This window comes from Bradyrhizobium sp. CCGUVB23 (assembly GCF_024199885.1).
Lineage (GTDB): Bacteria > Pseudomonadota > Alphaproteobacteria > Rhizobiales > Xanthobacteraceae > Bradyrhizobium.
Map to the genome: position 1 here is coordinate 8,407,633 of NZ_JANADQ010000001.1, position 15,055 is coordinate 8,422,687.

20 protein-coding genes are annotated in these 15,055 nt (G+C 63.1%); 13 read left to right on the forward strand and 7 right to left on the reverse strand.

Features of this window, described 5'->3' with window-relative positions:
- The first annotated feature begins 273 nt into the window (after window positions 1-273).
- Together NLN62_RS39200 and NLN62_RS39205 are read left to right on the forward strand one after the other, a co-directional pair.
- Complete coding sequence (locus tag NLN62_RS39200) at window positions 274-870, forward strand: L,D-transpeptidase (RefSeq protein WP_198031887.1); 597 nt, start codon at window positions 274-276, stop codon at window positions 868-870.
- Window positions 871-996: 126 nt separating this feature from the next.
- On the forward strand, window positions 997-1,194 hold the full coding sequence (locus NLN62_RS39205) for a hypothetical protein (RefSeq protein WP_198031888.1): 198 nt from the start codon (window positions 997-999) through the stop codon (window positions 1,192-1,194).
- A gap of 16 nt (window positions 1,195-1,210) precedes the next feature.
- Here the strand turns inward: NLN62_RS39205 and NLN62_RS39210 are convergent, their stop codons facing one another.
- Window positions 1,211-1,642 carry a hypothetical protein gene (locus NLN62_RS39210; RefSeq protein ID WP_027526782.1) on the reverse strand — a complete coding sequence of 144 codons (432 nt, stop codon included), beginning with the start codon at window positions 1,640-1,642 and terminating at the stop codon, window positions 1,211-1,213.
- 175 nt (window positions 1,643-1,817) lie between these two features.
- Between NLN62_RS39210 and NLN62_RS39215 the strand changes: the two genes are divergently transcribed.
- On the forward strand, window positions 1,818-2,339 hold the full coding sequence (locus NLN62_RS39215) for a DUF1993 family protein (RefSeq protein WP_254112257.1): 522 nt from the start codon (window positions 1,818-1,820) through the stop codon (window positions 2,337-2,339).
- 6 nt (window positions 2,340-2,345) lie between these two features.
- On the opposite strand, the gene NLN62_RS39220 is transcribed toward NLN62_RS39215, so the two are convergent.
- On the reverse strand, window positions 2,346-2,810 hold the full coding sequence (locus NLN62_RS39220; protein WP_027526784.1) for a MarR family winged helix-turn-helix transcriptional regulator: 465 nt from the start codon (window positions 2,808-2,810) through the stop codon (window positions 2,346-2,348).
- Between the two features lie 117 nt (window positions 2,811-2,927).
- On the opposite strand from NLN62_RS39220, the gene NLN62_RS39225 reads away from it, so the two are divergent.
- The 5 genes from NLN62_RS39225 (at window position 2,928) to NLN62_RS39245 (ending at window position 7,246) form a co-directional block, all read left to right on the forward strand.
- The gene (locus NLN62_RS39225) at window positions 2,928-4,853 is read left to right on the forward strand and encodes an FAD-binding monooxygenase (RefSeq protein WP_254112258.1); all 1,926 of its coding nucleotides are present in this window, start codon (window positions 2,928-2,930) and stop codon (window positions 4,851-4,853) included.
- A 228-nt stretch (window positions 4,854-5,081) separates the two neighbouring features.
- Window positions 5,082-6,047 (forward strand): SH3 domain-containing protein, encoded by a 966-nt coding sequence (locus NLN62_RS39230; protein WP_254112259.1) that lies wholly within the window; start codon window positions 5,082-5,084, stop codon window positions 6,045-6,047.
- Window positions 6,048-6,192: 145 nt separating this feature from the next.
- A complete protein-coding gene (locus NLN62_RS39235) occupies window positions 6,193-6,480 on the forward strand; it encodes a hypothetical protein (protein ID WP_027526787.1) in 288 nt (95 codons plus the stop codon).
- 163 nt (window positions 6,481-6,643) lie between these two features.
- Complete coding sequence (locus NLN62_RS39240; protein WP_156944707.1) at window positions 6,644-6,835, forward strand: hypothetical protein; 192 nt, start codon at window positions 6,644-6,646, stop codon at window positions 6,833-6,835.
- A gap of 30 nt (window positions 6,836-6,865) precedes the next feature.
- Window positions 6,866-7,246, forward strand: a complete 381-nt coding sequence (locus NLN62_RS39245; protein ID WP_027526789.1) for a hypothetical protein — start codon at window positions 6,866-6,868, stop codon at window positions 7,244-7,246.
- 22 nt (window positions 7,247-7,268) lie between these two features.
- On the opposite strand, the gene NLN62_RS39250 is transcribed toward NLN62_RS39245, so the two are convergent.
- Both NLN62_RS39250 and NLN62_RS39255 read right to left on the reverse strand, forming a co-directional pair.
- Window positions 7,269-8,579, reverse strand: a complete 1,311-nt coding sequence (locus NLN62_RS39250; RefSeq protein ID WP_254112260.1) for a hypothetical protein — start codon at window positions 8,577-8,579, stop codon at window positions 7,269-7,271.
- A gap of 514 nt (window positions 8,580-9,093) precedes the next feature.
- Window positions 9,094-9,426 carry a GYD domain-containing protein gene (locus NLN62_RS39255; protein ID WP_027526791.1) on the reverse strand — a complete coding sequence of 111 codons (333 nt, stop codon included), beginning with the start codon at window positions 9,424-9,426 and terminating at the stop codon, window positions 9,094-9,096.
- Between the two features lie 287 nt (window positions 9,427-9,713).
- On the opposite strand from NLN62_RS39255, the gene pdxY reads away from it, so the two are divergent.
- Window positions 9,714-10,517, forward strand: a complete 804-nt coding sequence (gene pdxY / locus NLN62_RS39260; RefSeq protein ID WP_254112261.1) for a pyridoxal kinase — start codon at window positions 9,714-9,716, stop codon at window positions 10,515-10,517.
- 159 nt (window positions 10,518-10,676) lie between these two features.
- Window positions 10,677-11,153 carry a hypothetical protein gene (locus NLN62_RS39265; RefSeq protein WP_254112262.1) on the forward strand — a complete coding sequence of 159 codons (477 nt, stop codon included), beginning with the start codon at window positions 10,677-10,679 and terminating at the stop codon, window positions 11,151-11,153.
- Between the two features lie 104 nt (window positions 11,154-11,257).
- Here NLN62_RS39265 and NLN62_RS39270 read toward each other — a convergent pair whose 3' ends face one another.
- Window positions 11,258-11,788 carry a phasin family protein gene (locus NLN62_RS39270; RefSeq protein WP_254113827.1) on the reverse strand — a complete coding sequence of 177 codons (531 nt, stop codon included), beginning with the start codon at window positions 11,786-11,788 and terminating at the stop codon, window positions 11,258-11,260.
- A gap of 256 nt (window positions 11,789-12,044) precedes the next feature.
- Here NLN62_RS39270 and NLN62_RS39275 point away from each other — a divergent pair, with 256 nt between their 5' ends.
- Both NLN62_RS39275 and NLN62_RS39280 read left to right on the forward strand, forming a co-directional pair.
- Window positions 12,045-12,308 carry a hypothetical protein gene (locus NLN62_RS39275; protein ID WP_371933072.1) on the forward strand — a complete coding sequence of 88 codons (264 nt, stop codon included), beginning with the start codon at window positions 12,045-12,047 and terminating at the stop codon, window positions 12,306-12,308.
- A gap of 198 nt (window positions 12,309-12,506) precedes the next feature.
- Window positions 12,507-12,671, forward strand: a complete 165-nt coding sequence (locus NLN62_RS39280; RefSeq protein WP_027526795.1) for a Flp family type IVb pilin — start codon at window positions 12,507-12,509, stop codon at window positions 12,669-12,671.
- Between the two features lie 124 nt (window positions 12,672-12,795).
- Here the strand turns inward: NLN62_RS39280 and NLN62_RS39285 are convergent, their stop codons facing one another.
- Together NLN62_RS39285 and NLN62_RS39290 are read right to left on the reverse strand one after the other, a co-directional pair.
- A complete protein-coding gene (locus NLN62_RS39285) occupies window positions 12,796-12,969 on the reverse strand; it encodes a hypothetical protein (protein WP_016840760.1) in 174 nt (57 codons plus the stop codon).
- Between the two features lie 32 nt (window positions 12,970-13,001).
- The gene (locus NLN62_RS39290; protein ID WP_027526796.1) at window positions 13,002-13,352 is read right to left on the reverse strand and encodes a zinc ribbon domain-containing protein YjdM; all 351 of its coding nucleotides are present in this window, start codon (window positions 13,350-13,352) and stop codon (window positions 13,002-13,004) included.
- Between the two features lie 195 nt (window positions 13,353-13,547).
- Here NLN62_RS39290 and NLN62_RS39295 point away from each other — a divergent pair, with 195 nt between their 5' ends.
- Window positions 13,548-14,954, forward strand: a complete 1,407-nt coding sequence (locus tag NLN62_RS39295; RefSeq protein ID WP_254112263.1) for an adenylate/guanylate cyclase domain-containing protein — start codon at window positions 13,548-13,550, stop codon at window positions 14,952-14,954.
- Window positions 14,955-15,055: the final 101 nt, after the last annotated feature.

The following is a 15,055-nucleotide window of genomic DNA, read 5'->3' on the forward strand; positions in this document are numbered from 1 at the left end:
GAGATCAGTCGGTCCTCCGCCCCCAGTGCGCACGAGTCCAGCCGGGTTTGACGAAAGCAAGGCGCCGGGAAGGAGAGTGTGGGGCCGCCCCTTGCCGGACATGCCGGCGGAACCCTCGCTCCCGTACACTTGTCAATTTTCCCGCGGTGCTGCCATTTTTTCAGCACGATTTGGGCAGCAGATGTCTATGGTTGGGGGCGCAACCTGGGGCAGGCTGTGCAAAAATCCTCTATCGCAATACTGGTAGCCGCGTTGCTGCCACTGGGCGGTTGCATGCAGGCGACACTGTCGCCGTCCAACAACGCGAGCATGACGCCGCGCGACCGGCAGTTGCTGGCGCATACGCCCTACGCGCAGGCGAGCGTGCCCGAACAATATCTCCGCCACATCGTCGACTATTCGCGCAAGGAGCAGCCGGGCACGATCCTGGTCGATACCGACGCGCGCTATCTCTACTACGTCCTGCCGGACGGAAAGGCGATCCGCTACGGCGTCGCCGTCGGCGAGGAAGCGATGGCATTCTCCGGGGTGGCGCGGGTTGGCAAAATGGCCGCGTGGCCGGACTGGATCCCGACGCCGGAGATCCAGGAGAGGCTGGGGCCTTATCCTTCGCGCGTTCCCGGTGGCGCAGCCAATCCGCTCGGCGCGCGGGCGCTTTACCTCTACGCCGGAAACAAGGACACGCTCTACCGCATCCACGGCACCAACCAGCCTGAATATATCGGCCAGGCGATCTCGTCCGGCTGCATCCGGATGCGCAATGAGGATGTGATCGATCTCTACGACCGGGTGAAGATGGGGTCGACCGTGGTGGTGCTGCCGCCGGGACGGACAGCGCAGTTCGGGGCGGCAGATGGCTTGCGCGGGTAGCGAATAACCGCAGAGGCGAAATCACCTCTGCGCGTGGCGCTATGGAACTGCAAAACGTGAACTGCCGCACAGCGGATTTGCTGCATGCGCGCGATGCCTCACGGGCTGGCTGCCATGGGAGGCACCATGCAGAAATTCTTTCATCAATTGAAAGATGACGACCGCCGCATTGCGCGAAAATGGCGGTGGGCCAGTGTCGGCTTCTACGCCTCAATCCTCGCGGGAATGATCCTGTACGCGGCGCTGCATTGGAATCCGGAGGTGAACTACGCCGCCGTCGATTCCGTGGCGCATGTAAAGGTCGCGAGCAGCCTGAGGCACTGAGATTCGAGCGGTCCTGCTATTCGTCGGGCCGGGCAATCCGCCATTGCAATGTCGTGGCGTTGCCATTGGTGTCGCCGGGCTCCTTGTCGGCGGGAGACGTATAGAGCGGGCGATAGCGGTAGGCCCACATCTTGCTGCCGTCATTGCGGGTGATCACGGTGAAGTCGCCGACCGCCTTGGCGTCGGTGGGCGCTGACAGCGGCGTCCAGCTCTGGGTGCATTTGCCGTCGCAATTCGACGTCTTGCCGCTGGTGTCACGCTCATAGTAATAAAGGGTCATACCCTTGAGATCGACCAGCTTTGGCCCTTGCTTGGTCAGGATCACGCGCGCAGGCGCGGTCGTGGCGTCGGGCTTTGGCGGCGGCGGAGCATCCGAGCCGTGTCCGTTGGCGAGCGCCTGCCCGGAAAAGAGCAGTGCGGCTAAGGCCGCCATGACGAACCTGAACATCCAAGGCCCCCGATCGCAAAGTTAAGCACGCGTTAAGCGCAGAATGGGGGCGACGGTAGCAGCCGAAAGTTAGTTCCAGGTTTCGCCGCGTTGCGACAAATTTGGGCACCGGTTGCAATCGGCGAGGATTTGCGGGAACTCTATCGCACGCGATATCCAAGTGGGGAGTTACGCCATGGCCTTTTCGCTCTACGACGCAACGGTTGCCAACTATCTCCAGATTTCGGGTGCGGTCGGCGGCTTCCTCGACAAGAGCCTTGTCCATTTCAAGGAGAAGGGCATCGATCCGGCCGAGGTCGTGGAGACGCGCCTTGCGCCGGACATGTGGCCGCTGCGCGCCCAGGTGATTTCGGTCGCGCATCATTCGCGCGGCGCGCTCGCAGCGGCGAGGGACGGGGTGTTCGTCCCGCCTAGCATCAAGCCCGATCTCGACTACGCCGCGCTTCAGGCGCTGGTGACCGAAGCACGCAACGAGATCTCCGCTCTGACCCCCGAGGCCGTCGATGCTCTGATCGGCCGCGATGTCACCTTCAAGGTCGGTGACCGCACGCTGCCGTTCACCGCGGAGGGTTTTCTGATGTCGTTCTCGCTGCCGAACTTCTTTTTCCATGCGACCACGACCTATGCCATCCTCCGCCACAAGGGCGCGCCGCTGGGCAAGCGCGATTTCATGGGCCGGCTGAATCTGAAGACGTGAGCGCGCTCACGTCGGCGCCTCGCGCAGCGGCGCGCGGCTGAGCTCGTTGCCCGCGGCGATCGCCTTGCGCAAGAGCCGCGTCAATTCATTGGCCTCCTTGTCCGTCAGGCCGCGCAGCATGATCCGCTGCGCCGCCTCGACTGCCGGCGTGATGGCGCGCAGCGTCTTGCGTCCTTCGTCGGTGATCTCGAGTTCGCGAGCGCGCCGGTCGCGGCTGCTGGCGCGACGCTCGGTGAGGCCCTTCTGCACGAGGCGATCGATCACACCGGTGATGGTCGTGCGGTCGTAGGCGATCAGGCCTGCCAACGTCACCTGGTCGAGCCCGGGATTGGCCTTGATGGTCGCGAGCGCCGCATATTGTACGGGCGTGAGATCGAACCCCGCGTCCTCCACCTCGGCGAGGAACACCGCCACTGCAATCTGCTGAAAGCGACGGGCCAGATGGCCGGGCATGTCGTTGTTGTCTTTCACCGGGCGCTCCTCGGATAGGGGGGTGTTGACGAGTATACTGATGGTCAGTATACTGATCAATATTGAAGAAGGGGCTAACGCCGACAGCAAGCCCGAAAGAGGGGAGGAGCAGGTCTCATGCAGTTCCATCTCAATGGATTTTTGCCCGGCGACCCCGATATCGCCGACCCCGCAGAGCGCATTCAAGCCTCCGGTGCGACCGGCTCCGTTCCGGACCAGGTCGACGTTTTGATCGTCGGTTGCGGTCCGGCCGGCCTCACGCTCGCGGCGCAGCTCGCCGCGTTTCCCGACGTCAAGACCTGCATCGTCGAGCAGAAGCCCGGCCGGCTTCTCGTCGGCCAGGCCGACGGCGTTGCCTGCCGCACCATGGAAATGTTCCACGCCTATGGCTTTGCCGAGCGGGTGCTGAAGGAGGCCTATTGGGTCAACGAGACGACGTTCTGGAAGCCCGACGACAAGCACAGCGCAAACATCGTGCGCAGCGGCCGGGTGCAGGACGTCGAGGACGGGCTGTCCGAATTTCCGCATGTCATCCTGAACCAGGCGCGCGTGCATGACGGCTTTCTCGACGTCATGCGCAAGTCGCCCGCCAAGCTCGAGCCGCATTACGCGCGGCGTCTGATGGATCTCCATGTCGATCCCGCGGCGCGCTTCGAGGAACGCGCGGTGACGGTGAGGCTGGAGCGCGTTGATCCCGGCCATCAGGGCGAGATCGAAACCGTGAAGGCGCGCTATGTCGTCGGTTGCGATGGTGCGCGCTCCACCGTGCGCAAATCCATCGGCCGTGAGCTGCATGGCGATTCCGCCAACCACGCCTGGGGCGTGATGGACGTGCTCGCGGTGACCGACTTTCCCGACATCCGTTTCAAGGCGCTGATTCAGTCGGCCAATGACGGCAGCATCATCATCATCCCGCGCGAGGGCGGCTATCTCGTCCGCCTCTATGTCGAGCTGACGACGCTCGACATTGGCGAGCGTGTTGCGAGCCGCAACATCACCTCCGACGATTTGATCGCAAAGGCGCGCCGCATTCTGAATCCCTACACGCTCGATGTGAAGGAAATCGCCTGGTGGTCGGTCTACGAGATCGGTCAGCGCCTGACAGACAAGTTCGACGACGTGCCGGAGGCGGAGATCGCGATGCGACTGCCGCGCGTCTTCATCGCCGGCGACGCCTGCCACACGCACAGCCCGAAGGCGGGGCAAGGCATGAACGTCTCGATGCAGGACGCTTTCAATCTGGGCTGGAAGCTCGCCGCAGTGCTGCGCAAGCAGTGCGCGCCGCGCCTTCTGCACAGCTATTCGGCCGAACGCCAGGCAGTGGCCAAAGAGCTGATCGAGTTCGATCGCGAATGGGCGACGATCCTGGCCTCGGCCAAGGGCGACGGCAAGGCTGCGGATGCCGCCAAGACTCAGGACTATTTTGTCCGCCACGGACGCTACACCGCAGGCACGGCGACGCATTATCGGCCGGCCCTTCTCACCGGCAACACCACACATCAGCATCTGGCCAGCGGTCTCGTGATCGGCAAGCGCTTTCACTCTGGGCCGGTCATCCGCCTTGCCGATGCAAAACCCGTTCACCTCGGCCACGTCGCCAGGGCGGACGGCCGCTGGCGCATTTTTGCCTTTGCGGGTGCGGGCAACCCCTCGGCGGGCGAGGGCCCAATTGCCGCGCTCTGCAATTTCCTGAGCCAGGGACGGGAGTCGCCGGTGCGACGCTATACGCCCGGAGATGCGGATATCGACTCGGTGATCGATGTGCGCGCGGTGTTCCAGCACGATCATCGCGAGCTCGCAATCGGTGCGATGCCGTCACTGCTTCTGCCAGCGAAAGGACGCTACGGACTTCGCGACTACGAAAAGATGTTCTGCCCCGATCTCAAGGGCGGTCACGACATCTTTGCGATGCGCGGCATCGATCGCAATGCGGGATGCATGGTCGTGGTGCGGCCGGATCAATACGTCGCACATGTGCTGCCGCTCGATGCCTACGCAGAGCTGGCGGCGTTCTTCGACGACTTCATGCTGCAGGTGAATTGAGCGAGGAAATCGTAGCCTGGATGGAGCAAATCGCAATCCGGGATTAGAGCCCGCGGGACGATACCCCGATTACGCTTCGCTCCATCCGGTCTACGCTTCAAAGAGCGTGTGATGAACGGCGGATGAATATTGAACCCGTCCGCCAACGGTCTTTTGGCTAGTTCGACGCGATGACGCGGAACGCTCGTTCCGTTCGGACGTTCCTGCTCGTACGAGGAGGATCACGCCATGAAGCTTAGACTTGTTCTTGCTGCAGCCATGCTGCTCGCGCCGACCGCCGCGCTTGCGGCGCCTGGCATCGTCACTGCGTCCGTCGGATTGAGGGCAGGGCCGGGGCCCGGCTTTCCGATGGTCGACCGTATTCCCGGTGGGGCACGCGTCAACATTCACGGCTGCCTGCGAGGCAATGCCTGGTGCGACGTGAGCTGGTCGGATGACCGCGGCTGGGTGTCATCGCAATATCTCGAATATCTCTACCGCAACCACTACGTCTATCTGCCCGACTATGTCGACGAGATCGACGTTCCCGTGGTGCCGTTCGTGCTGAGCTCGTACTGGTCGAGCTATTACGCCGGCCGACCCTGGTATCACCGCCGCGACTACTGGGCGAACTATTGGACCTCGCACGAGCGCGACGTGACGCGGTTGACGCTTGATCCGCGGGCCGCGCGCATCGGCCGTGCCGCGACGCGTGACGCCGCGATCGGCGTCGAAGGTCGGACCCGTGCAGGCGAAGCCGGGCGCGTAACGCGCGAGCAGTCTCAAGCTCGTGTGACGCGCGAGCAATCGCAGGCACGCGAGATCCGCGGCCGCCCGGCGGATGCACAGGCGCGGATGACGCGTGAGAACGAGGTGCGTGCGACGCATGAGAATGCGCGCGCCGCTGCCCATGAGAACGCGCGTGCCGCCGCCCGCGTGCAGCCGATGGCACGTCCGCAGCCGCAAATCGCACGTGGCCACGAGGCGCCGCGCGTCTCGGCGGCCCCTGCGGCACGTCCCGCGATGCCGCACGTCGCGCAACCCAATATCAGTCACGGCGCGCCGATGAACGCGCATGCGCAGATGCCGGCTCCGCGCGCGGCTGCACCCGCGACGCCCCATGTCGGCGGTGGTGGCGGTGCCCCCCATATCAACGCCGCGCCGCATGGCGGCGGAGCGCCGGCCGGAGGCCCTCCGGGCCGCGAACGGCACTAAATAGACCGAAAGCCCGGCCAAGAGCCGGGCTTTTTCTTTCCGGCGTGCACAATTTGAGGCAATTACGCAGAGGTAGATTTCATCGAACGTAACAACTTCACCGGATGATTCGCTGGTCCACTCGGGGCAAGGGGCTTACGGGAGGATGACGATGAGACAGCAAGGCCAGTCGGAGACGCGCCGGCAAAATGTCGCGATGAAATCGATGTCGAAGGAGGCGAAGCAGCTTGCCCGCGTGATCGCCGGCTATCGCGGTTCGCTTCTCGATCTCGACCAGCAGCGGACGCGGACGAAATTGTCCGACGCCGAAAAAGGCATCTTGGACGAGCGGCGTAATAATTTGCTTGTGACGATTGCAGCATTGGAAGACCGCCTCTCGGCGGTGCAAGGATTGATCGACCTCGGCCGGCCGCACATCATTCGCGTGCATTGACCGCCGCCCAGCGCGCCCCGACATCCATAACCTGAGGGTTTCGCGCGCCGCGGCGGCGGTCGCGAGGCTGCACGATGCTCTGGACGGCACCAAATTGCCATGCTCCCGGCGAATTGCCGCCAAAGCCCGCTGGCACGTGAGAAGCGGGTGCAGGGGATGTGCGATGGGGACGATTGTGGCTTACAAGATGGTCGCAGAACGCGACAATGAGACGTATAGGTTCGAGCGTGAGAGCCGGCTCGTGATCGTGGCGAAGGCTCGGGTGTGGGCGAGCGAAGGCTGGCAGGTCGTGATCACCGACCAGGATGGCAAGGCCTACGCGCCAGCCGAGTTCGAGGCGTTGCCGGCGGCCTGACCGGCTGCTCGATTGGGGTAGGGGACAATTTTGACGTCATCTGATCGATCGGGGCGCAGGCTGATCGCGCGCTTGTTCGCCGTGGCCGCAGCCGTCCTGCTGACCGCGACCGTTGCGCGTGCGCAAAATCTCGACGAGGGCAAGCCGCCGCAAAAACTGTTTGCCGATGGCTGCGCGAGCTGCCACCGCAGCCCGCGCGGGCTTGCCAAGGGGCGCTTCAGCTTCACGCTCTACTGGTTCCTGAAGGACCATTACGCGAGCAGCGCGGACTCGGCGAAGGCGCTGGCAGCTTACCTCGAGAGCGTCGACAGCCCGCCTGCCGGCAAGCCGCGCGCGGCCGCGAAATCCTCGAAGCCGGCCGGTGCGCCGCGGTCGTCTCTGCGGCCGCCAGCGCCGGTTCCGCAGAGGTAAACGGCCCTACGCGGCTACCCGCTCAGCTCGTGCGCACTTTGGAGGCACGCGAAGCCTGCGGATGTTTCCCTCGCGCATCGCGCGCGGCGGTGTGCCTGGCTGCGCGTGCGGCCGCGAGCTTCCTCGCAGCAACTTTCTTGTGCGGCTTCGCCTCGGCCGCGGCCTGCTTGGAGGTCGAGCCGCCGCCGCGGCGGGAGACGTATTCCTGGCCGTCGATCGGGCCAACATGCGGCGGATCGTGGTCGAGATAGGGCCGCCCGATTCCGAGCGCCTTGCCGTTGGCATCGACCCACTTCCACAGCAATTCGGTGGAGACCCAGCGCTGCGCGCGGTTCTCACCCTTGACGCTCACGATATCGGCGGCGAGCCCATGGCCATAACCGCCACGCGTGCTGCCGCCATGATACGAGCGGTTGGAGGCGGCTTTCAGGCCGCTCGCGATCGACTGACGATAGTCGTCGCGGAAGGCGCTGGTGATGCCGGGCTCGAGACCCGCCGCCTGCGCAGCATGAAGCGCGTGGAACAGCTTGAGCTTGAAGCTGCGGTCCATACCGCCGATCACGTAATCCATCAGCGACATGCCGGCCTTGTCGGCGGCCTTCGGATCCTTCCAGGCGAAATCCTCGTCAACGAGCTTGGTGAAGGTTCTCATCACCGTCACCATCTTACCGCGCCGCTTGATCGTGACGCTGCGCCGCTCCTGCTCCTTGATCGAGTCCTCCTTGGGCGTGCGCTGATAGAGCGCCCAGAGATAGCGGTCGATGCAGACGTCGACGACGAGGCACTCGTCGGCGACTTCGAGCGGATCCGGACCCTCGCGCGTAGTTGCTTTCGCGTCGGTCACGACGGGCTCCGCGCTCGCTGCGGCGAGCGGCGGCGTGTCCGCGGGCAGCACGTCCGTCGGATCGGCGGAAGCGAGCTTGACGGTCGGCTCTTGCGCCTGTGTGGTGGTGACAGTCTCCGGCGTGCTTGAACTTGCGAGCGGCGGCGAGCTTTCCGCCGGCAGCATTTGCACGGGATCGGACGATGCAAGCTTGATGACTGGTTCAGGTGTGGCCGTGGCTGGTGCCACGTCGGTCGTCGTGCTCACCGCCGGCAGTGCGATCGTCGGCACGTCGATCACGGCGACGGGCTCGCTCGCGCTCGCAGCACGCGGGACGTCGGCAAGTTCAGTGTGCGCGGCGAGAGCTGGTGTGGAAGAGTCCGCAGCGACGTTGGCACTGCTGTTCTCGATTGCCGCCGGAGCAGCCGAGGCAAGCCACAGTGCAAAGGAACCCGCGAGAACCGCCGCAGGGCACGACACCGCCACGATGAGAGAGCGTTGATCGTTCATCATCCCAGCCTCCAAAGGCTCCTGCCGGAACCCGATTGCAACAGCCAAGCATGCGACGCAGCAATTGTTCGGGCGAGGATATGGCGGCGCAATGGCGTAAAAGGCGAAGGCAGAGCTTTTCAGCGCGAGTGTGGCCCGGCGGACACGCGCGGGTTCCATGCAGTTCCCTCAGAGTCTCAGCCGGCCGTCGCTGAGCCTCGCATGATCACGATGCTTCAGACACAAAAAGGCCGCCCAGCGGCGGCCTTTGAAGTCATAAAGCGCAGAGCCAATCAAAGTAGGTACCGCAAAGCCAGCCCCGGGTTTTTCAAAATCGGCACGAGCTCAAACGTCCTGCCCGGTCGCGTGGAGCTTAATGGAAAATTGTTGCACGCGTAAATGAGGAATTGTGACTTCGCTTAATGCAAAACCTTAACGCGCGATGCAGCGCGAACCGTCTTGGCCGGGACACGCCCCGGCCATAACGATGTGCAGATTGTGCTAACGCGTCAGCATCGCGCGCGATCGCCGGCTCCTATTTGCCCGGCGGCGTGTAGACGGCGGCGAGACGCGAGGCCTTTTCCGCGACCGACTTGAACTCGCCCATTTTCCAGGCGCGGACCGTTTCGATCTTCGACACCGCGCCGCTTGCAGCAGCCGCCATGCCGATCGCAATGGCATCGGAGCCGTCGGGCATATCGGTGACGATCACGGCATCATGCGCGCCGGTGGTCATGAACGCGCCGAGCAGCTTGCCGCCTGCCTTCTCGACCAGCTTGTTGACGACCTCCGAACGATCAGACGGCTTCTCGACGAGTCCCTTCACGCCTGCATTCGAATAGGAGACGTAGGTGATGAACAGTGGCATCGTTCCCTCCGTTGGGGTGATGAGCGCACAATCAGCTTTTTGAAAAAGGCGCCCGCAGGGGCGAGGATCAAGCCTGCCGACGGCATGCAAGCTGCCTCAAAGCAAAGCGGACTTCGGCACGTCCGTTGTGGCAGCGGGGAGGGACTATAGTCCCTTTTTCGAGCGCCACAATGCTTCGCCTCGCACATGAGGTCACGGAGTTGAGACCTTGCGAAAGGTATCATCTTGGTGGAGCAATTGACGGGTATCGCTGTCGCTCCAGCCATCCTCGAAGTCAAATCGCGCACATGCTCGTCATCTCCATTCAAAGCCAGGTCGTTCACGGCCATGTCGGCAATTCGGCCGCCGTCTATCCCATGCAGGCGGAGGGCGTGGATGTCGCGGCGGTACCGACAACATTGCTGTCGAACCACCCGCGCTATCCGACGCTGCGCGGCCGCGTGCTGGACGCGGAGCTCGTGGCCGATCTCCTGCTCGGCGTCGAGGAGCGTGGCCTGATCGAACGGGCAAGCGTCCTTCTCACCGGTTATCTCGGCTCGACTGCAAACGCGAAAGCCATCGCCGATTTCGTCGAGCGCGCGCTGCGACGAAATCCAAACCTTATCTATCTCTGCGATCCCGTGATCGGGGACGACGGCAAGGTCTACGTCGCCGACGGCATTTTGGATGTGATCCGCAAGCGGCTCGTGCCAGCCGCGACCTTCATCACGCCGAACCAGTTCGAGCTGGAACTGCTGTCAGGGATCGCAGTCAAGGATGCATCCAGCTTGTTGGCGGCAAGCGCCGCCATCGCGGCGCAGGGCCCGCGTGGCGTCATCGCTACCGGTTGCACGCTTGTCGAAACGCAAGCAGGGCAGGTGGAGACGATCCTCTGCCAGGACGAAAAACTGTCGCGCTTTGCGACAGGACGGCTGCCGATCCGGCCGTGCGGGACGGGAGATCTGCTGTCGGGGCTCGTGGCGGCGGGGCTTGCGAAGGGAGCGACGATTGAAACGGCGGTTCGGCTCGCGGTCGATCATGTGTTTACGGTGCTCGCGCGCACGCATCAAACGGGATCGGACGAGCTTTGCCTTGTTGCGCCGACAGGTTGAGTGGTTGCTAATTTCATTATCTGCAGGTGTCCGGCCGGCCGTCGTAAAATACGGCAAGCTTGAGGCAGTCAACAGCATATACCGTTAGAACGCGAGTTACCCCCGTAATACATTGGGAGCGTTGGGGTTGTTCGGGGCGCGTATCGGGAGAACCCACCCATGGCAAGTGTTGAACAATTGCGAAGAAAGGACTCGGTAAACCTGGTTCAACTTGAGGCGGACATTGCTTCGGTTCGTCACGGAAGTTCATTAGCTTCAATTGCATTGCCTGATTATGTCGAGCACACGGAGGGTGTCACGCGTGTGGGCGCCCTCAGCGCAGAGGCGGTCATTCGCGATTATGAATCCGCCGCAAAAGAGATTGAGGCGATGGGGGCCGAGTTGATCGGCGCTGCGCGAAAATGCGAAGAGCTGACGGCTCAGGTGCACGATGCGATCGCGTATATGCGCGAAACGGCCGCGGGCTACCGTGAAGAAGGACGCAAGATCTTCAAAAGGATCGAAGAATGCGCCCTGTTCACCGAGGACGTCCGCAAGACATGCGAGCAGGTGAAACGCAGAATGGGAGGCGCGGGCAGCGTTCCCTCCACGGAGGAGGAGCCCGCCCAAGAGGAGCAGGTATCCGAAAGCGCCTAGGTGCCCTCCCGGATCCGGTCCCCTTGATCCGGGGGGTGTGAGACCGCCTTCGGGCGGTCTCTTTTTTTGCGAGAGCCTCGCAGCCTCGGATACCGAACGACCAGCTAGTGGCGTGTTGCACGGACTTCCAGCGTGGTCTGGGTGATCCTGGCCACGAAGCCCTCAAAGTTTACGACCCGCTGCTTGACCAATTGTTCGTGCAGGTCGGTGATTTTCTGAGTTTCTTCGACGAAGGATTCACACGCCTGCTTCGCGAATTCCATCTGAAGCTCAAACGCCTCCGCGGGTGAGCGCGCGCTCGCAAGCTTCCCGATGAAGGACCAGGCGCGTTCAAGTGACTTCCTGGTGTAGTCGCCATAGGCATCCGCAATCGACTGCATGCTGACCGGGACGAGTTCCATCGAAGCGGCCGGCACGTTTGCTGTCTCGATGGCAGAAACCTCAGTCGACGGGAACTGTGGTTCGAGGTCTACGCCGGTCTCCAGCTCGGTTGCCTGACTGGTCTCCGGCTCGGGATCCGGCGACTGAACCGTTGCGGCCGCGTGTTGCTCGTCGGCCTTGGCCTGCTTCGTCTTTTTCTTCCGGTTGCGCTGGCCGGATTTTCCGGTCTGCTTGGTCTGGTCCACGCTCAACATTACAAAATGACTCCCCAAATCGATGAAGCTGCAACCCTCCGCTGCGTTTGCGCTGAAATCGCGATTGCGGCTTGTCACAGGCGTGGCGGGGGTGTGATGAGATTTGGCAGGGTGAACGCCAGGCCGGAGGGATTTCGCGTTCAGGACGGTCCGGCCATCTGCAAAATCTGCATTGTTGCAATGCAGCAAGGTGGGCTACCGCGCTGCAACATAAGGACATAGTTCCGGATCTCACGTTCTACCCAGGAGATTCGGTGTGAAAACAATTCCGTTAACCATTGCAGCCGCTGCCATGTCGGTCGCTGCTGCCACCGCCGCCTTCGCCGCGGAACTGCCGAGCTATGAGGCCAATGGCTTTGCGGCCTCGCCCGTGCAGGTGAGCCTGCTCGGCGCCGCGCATGTGAACCAGCAGGCGGCTTCCACGACCGCGCCGTCTCCGCACCAGGTGAGCGTGCTGACGCCGCGCGCCAAAGTGACGACCGCAACGACCGCGCCGGTCACGACCGGCACCGCGCGCTGAGCGAGGTCAGAAAGAGCAGGGTGGGCCTGCGCCGTTGGCCAGCCCCATCCTGCCGGCTCATTCCGCGAGCACGATCCCGGCGCAGCCTTCGTCTCGCATATCGTCAAATTGTCAGACCCGAATTAACGCAATCGTAGATTGCACATCCTATCCGGTTACGCGCGGGCCATGCCTCGCACAACCGGAAAGGATACGCTTTTGAAGCGCATTTTCGCAAAATTCATCGCTGACGAGTCCGGCGCGACCGCGATCGAGTACGGCTTGATCGCCGCCGGCATCGCGCTTGCCATCATCGAAGTCATCTATGCGCTCGGCACCAATCTGGTTGAGAAGCTCAACGCGCTGGCCGCCGCGTTGAAGTAGCAAGAGCGGTCTGCGTAGCCCGGATGCCCATCCGGGCTACCGACGGCCTCTCGGATCGCGACGCCTAAAGAAATACCGTAAATCCGAAGTATTGTAAAGGAGCATCTACCGGCCGAGGAGCCGATCAACCAAACAGCGCCGCGTAGATCACGTAGAGCCAGCCCAAAATGCCGTGGATGATTGCCCACAGGATCGAATGGTTCTTGGTGTAGGAGATCGCGATGGCCAGCGCCGAACCGAAGCCCACGCCATATTTGGCGCCCTCGACCCGAACTCCGTAGTAGCGATTGCCGTTCATCGTCGTCCTCGCTTCGCTGATCCCGACCCGCCTTACGCCTTCCGCACGAACTCCGATTTCAAATTCATCGCGCCGATGCCGTCGATCTTGCAGGCGATGTTGTGCCCGTCGGTGGCGTCCTGGAGGCGGATGTTCCTGACCTTGGTGCCGCCTTTGACCACCGAGGACGATCCCTTGATCTTGAGATCCTTGATCACGATGACGCTGTCGCCATCGGCAAGCGCATTGCCGTTGGCATCGCGCACGCCCGCCTCCTGCGCGGCTTCCGAAGCCGCCTCAGTCGACGTGCTCCATTCATGGCCGCATTCCGGGCAGACCCAGAGATCGCGATCCTGGTAGGCATGCTCGGAGTTGCAGGTGGGGCATTTCGTGGCGTCAGTCATCGTCAAACTTATCCATCGTTTTTAGGCGGGCGCACCGTAGGGGCCGGGGAGGGGAAAGCAAGGGAAATCCGGGCTACCTGTCCCTCCCATCATCGTGACGCAGCATTTGGCTGATACCGCTTGTGCTCAGCCTCGCGAAACATAGCTGATAGGGAGCGGATTACCGCTTGCGCCGCGTTCAGGTAACATCATCGCATGAGCGAAATCGAGACCTTGTTTGGTGTGTTGCGTCAGTCGGCCGACGAAGGCGTCGTCGACATGCTCGAGCGCATGGTGCGGGAGGCGCCGGACCATGCCTTGAACCGCATGAACGCGCTGGACCTGGCGGTTCGCGCCGGGCTCGATGAGGAGCGCGTTGTCGCGGGCCTGCTGCATGCGGTGCAGCTCGGCATGGCCGAGATGACCTGGAGCGTGATCTGCCCGAGCTGCGCCGGTGTGCTGTCCGCCAACAAGAGCCTGAAGACCCTCAACAGCCCGCATTATCATTGCGCCTTCTGCGCCGCGGGCTATGAGACGACGCTCGACAATCTCGTCGAGGTGACCTTCACGATCAGCCCGCGCGTGCGCAAGATCGCGGCCCACAATCCCGACGATTTGCCGCTGGCCGACTACTATCGCCAGATCTTCTGGAGCTCGGCCATCGATCTTCCGGGCGACGTCGAGACACTGCTGCGCGAGGTGACGCTCGAGACGTTCGACCTGCCGCCGGGCGAGCGGGCCATCCTGTCCCTGCAGGTGCCAGAGGGCACGTTGATCGTGTTCGATCCTGTGACGCATACCGCCCAGTTCCTCGATATCAAGGGCGAGGAGACCAGCGAGCGGCAGAACCTCTCGATGATCTTCAACAAGGCGGAAACGCCTGCCGAAGCGGTCAGCTTGCGCCCCGGGCCGCTGCGGCTGGCGCTCGACAACCGCACCGACGGCCGCGTGCTGCCGGCGGTGTGGGTCGCGAACAAGGCGCTCGACGATCTCTTGACGCGTCGCAAGCCGGCGCTGACGGCAAAGCGCCTCCTCACCAACCAGACCTTCCGCGATCTCTACCGCACCGACACGCTCGCTATCGGCCAGCGCCTGAAGATCCTCAGCCTGACCTTCCTGTTCTCGGACCTGCGCGACTCCACCGGGCTCTACGAGCATGTCGGCGACCTCGTCGCCTTCGATCTCGTCAACGAGCACTTCCGCCTCTTGCAGGAGATCATCGTCTCCGAGCGCGGCGCCATCGTGAAGACCATTGGCGATGCCGTGATGGCGACCTTCGAGACGCCGGACCGCGCCATTGCCGCCGCCATCCGCATGCGCGAGGCGATGAGCGACCTCGGCGCCGAGCGGCAGCATCAGGGCCTGCTGCTCAAGATGGGCATTCACGAAGGCTCGTGCCTCGCGGTCACGCTCAACGGCCAGCAGGATTATTTTGGCCAGACCGTCAACATCGCCTCGCGCGTCCAGGGACTTGCCGCCTCACGCGCGATCGTGGTGACGGAGCCGGTGCTGGAGCATGCTGACACGCGGACCTTGCTCGAGGCCAGCGGCCTAAGCCCAACGCGACGCAGCGTGGCGCTGAGCGGCATCTCGGACAGGGTGTCGGTGTACGAGATTCCCTGAGGGTGGGGCCGGGTGGGGGCAAAACAAAAAGCGCGAAAACAACCCCATGCAAAGTAGCCGATCACCCCTGTGATGCGTTTGCGGATTTTACGAAGTCGCTT

Excerpts from the sequence above, each read along its gene's own strand:
- NLN62_RS39200 (WP_198031887.1), top strand. The coding sequence starts at position 274 with ATGCAGGCGACACTGTCGCCGTCCAACAACGCGAGCATGACGCCGCGC.
- NLN62_RS39205 (WP_198031888.1), top strand. The coding sequence starts at position 997 with ATGCAGAAATTCTTTCATCAATTGAAAGATGACGACCGCCGCATTGCG.
- NLN62_RS39210 (WP_027526782.1), bottom strand. The coding sequence starts at position 1,642 with ATGTTCAGGTTCGTCATGGCGGCCTTAGCCGCACTGCTCTTTTCCGGG.
- NLN62_RS39215 (WP_254112257.1), top strand. The coding sequence starts at position 1,818 with ATGGCCTTTTCGCTCTACGACGCAACGGTTGCCAACTATCTCCAGATT.
- NLN62_RS39225 (WP_254112258.1), top strand. The coding sequence starts at position 2,928 with ATGCAGTTCCATCTCAATGGATTTTTGCCCGGCGACCCCGATATCGCC.
- NLN62_RS39230 (WP_254112259.1), top strand. The coding sequence starts at position 5,082 with ATGAAGCTTAGACTTGTTCTTGCTGCAGCCATGCTGCTCGCGCCGACC.
- NLN62_RS39235 (WP_027526787.1), top strand. The coding sequence starts at position 6,193 with ATGACGATGAGACAGCAAGGCCAGTCGGAGACGCGCCGGCAAAATGTC.
- NLN62_RS39240 (WP_156944707.1), top strand. The coding sequence starts at position 6,644 with ATGGGGACGATTGTGGCTTACAAGATGGTCGCAGAACGCGACAATGAG.
- NLN62_RS39250 (WP_254112260.1), bottom strand. The coding sequence starts at position 8,579 with ATGAACGATCAACGCTCTCTCATCGTGGCGGTGTCGTGCCCTGCGGCG.
- NLN62_RS39255 (WP_027526791.1), bottom strand. The coding sequence starts at position 9,426 with ATGCCACTGTTCATCACCTACGTCTCCTATTCGAATGCAGGCGTGAAG.
- pdxY (WP_254112261.1), top strand. The coding sequence starts at position 9,714 with ATGCTCGTCATCTCCATTCAAAGCCAGGTCGTTCACGGCCATGTCGGC.
- NLN62_RS39265 (WP_254112262.1), top strand. The coding sequence starts at position 10,677 with ATGGCAAGTGTTGAACAATTGCGAAGAAAGGACTCGGTAAACCTGGTT.
- NLN62_RS39270 (WP_254113827.1), bottom strand. The coding sequence starts at position 11,788 with ATGTTGAGCGTGGACCAGACCAAGCAGACCGGAAAATCCGGCCAGCGC.
- NLN62_RS39285 (WP_016840760.1), bottom strand. The coding sequence starts at position 12,969 with ATGAACGGCAATCGCTACTACGGAGTTCGGGTCGAGGGCGCCAAATAT.
- NLN62_RS39290 (WP_027526796.1), bottom strand. The coding sequence starts at position 13,352 with ATGACTGACGCCACGAAATGCCCCACCTGCAACTCCGAGCATGCCTAC.
- NLN62_RS39295 (WP_254112263.1), top strand. The coding sequence starts at position 13,548 with ATGAGCGAAATCGAGACCTTGTTTGGTGTGTTGCGTCAGTCGGCCGAC.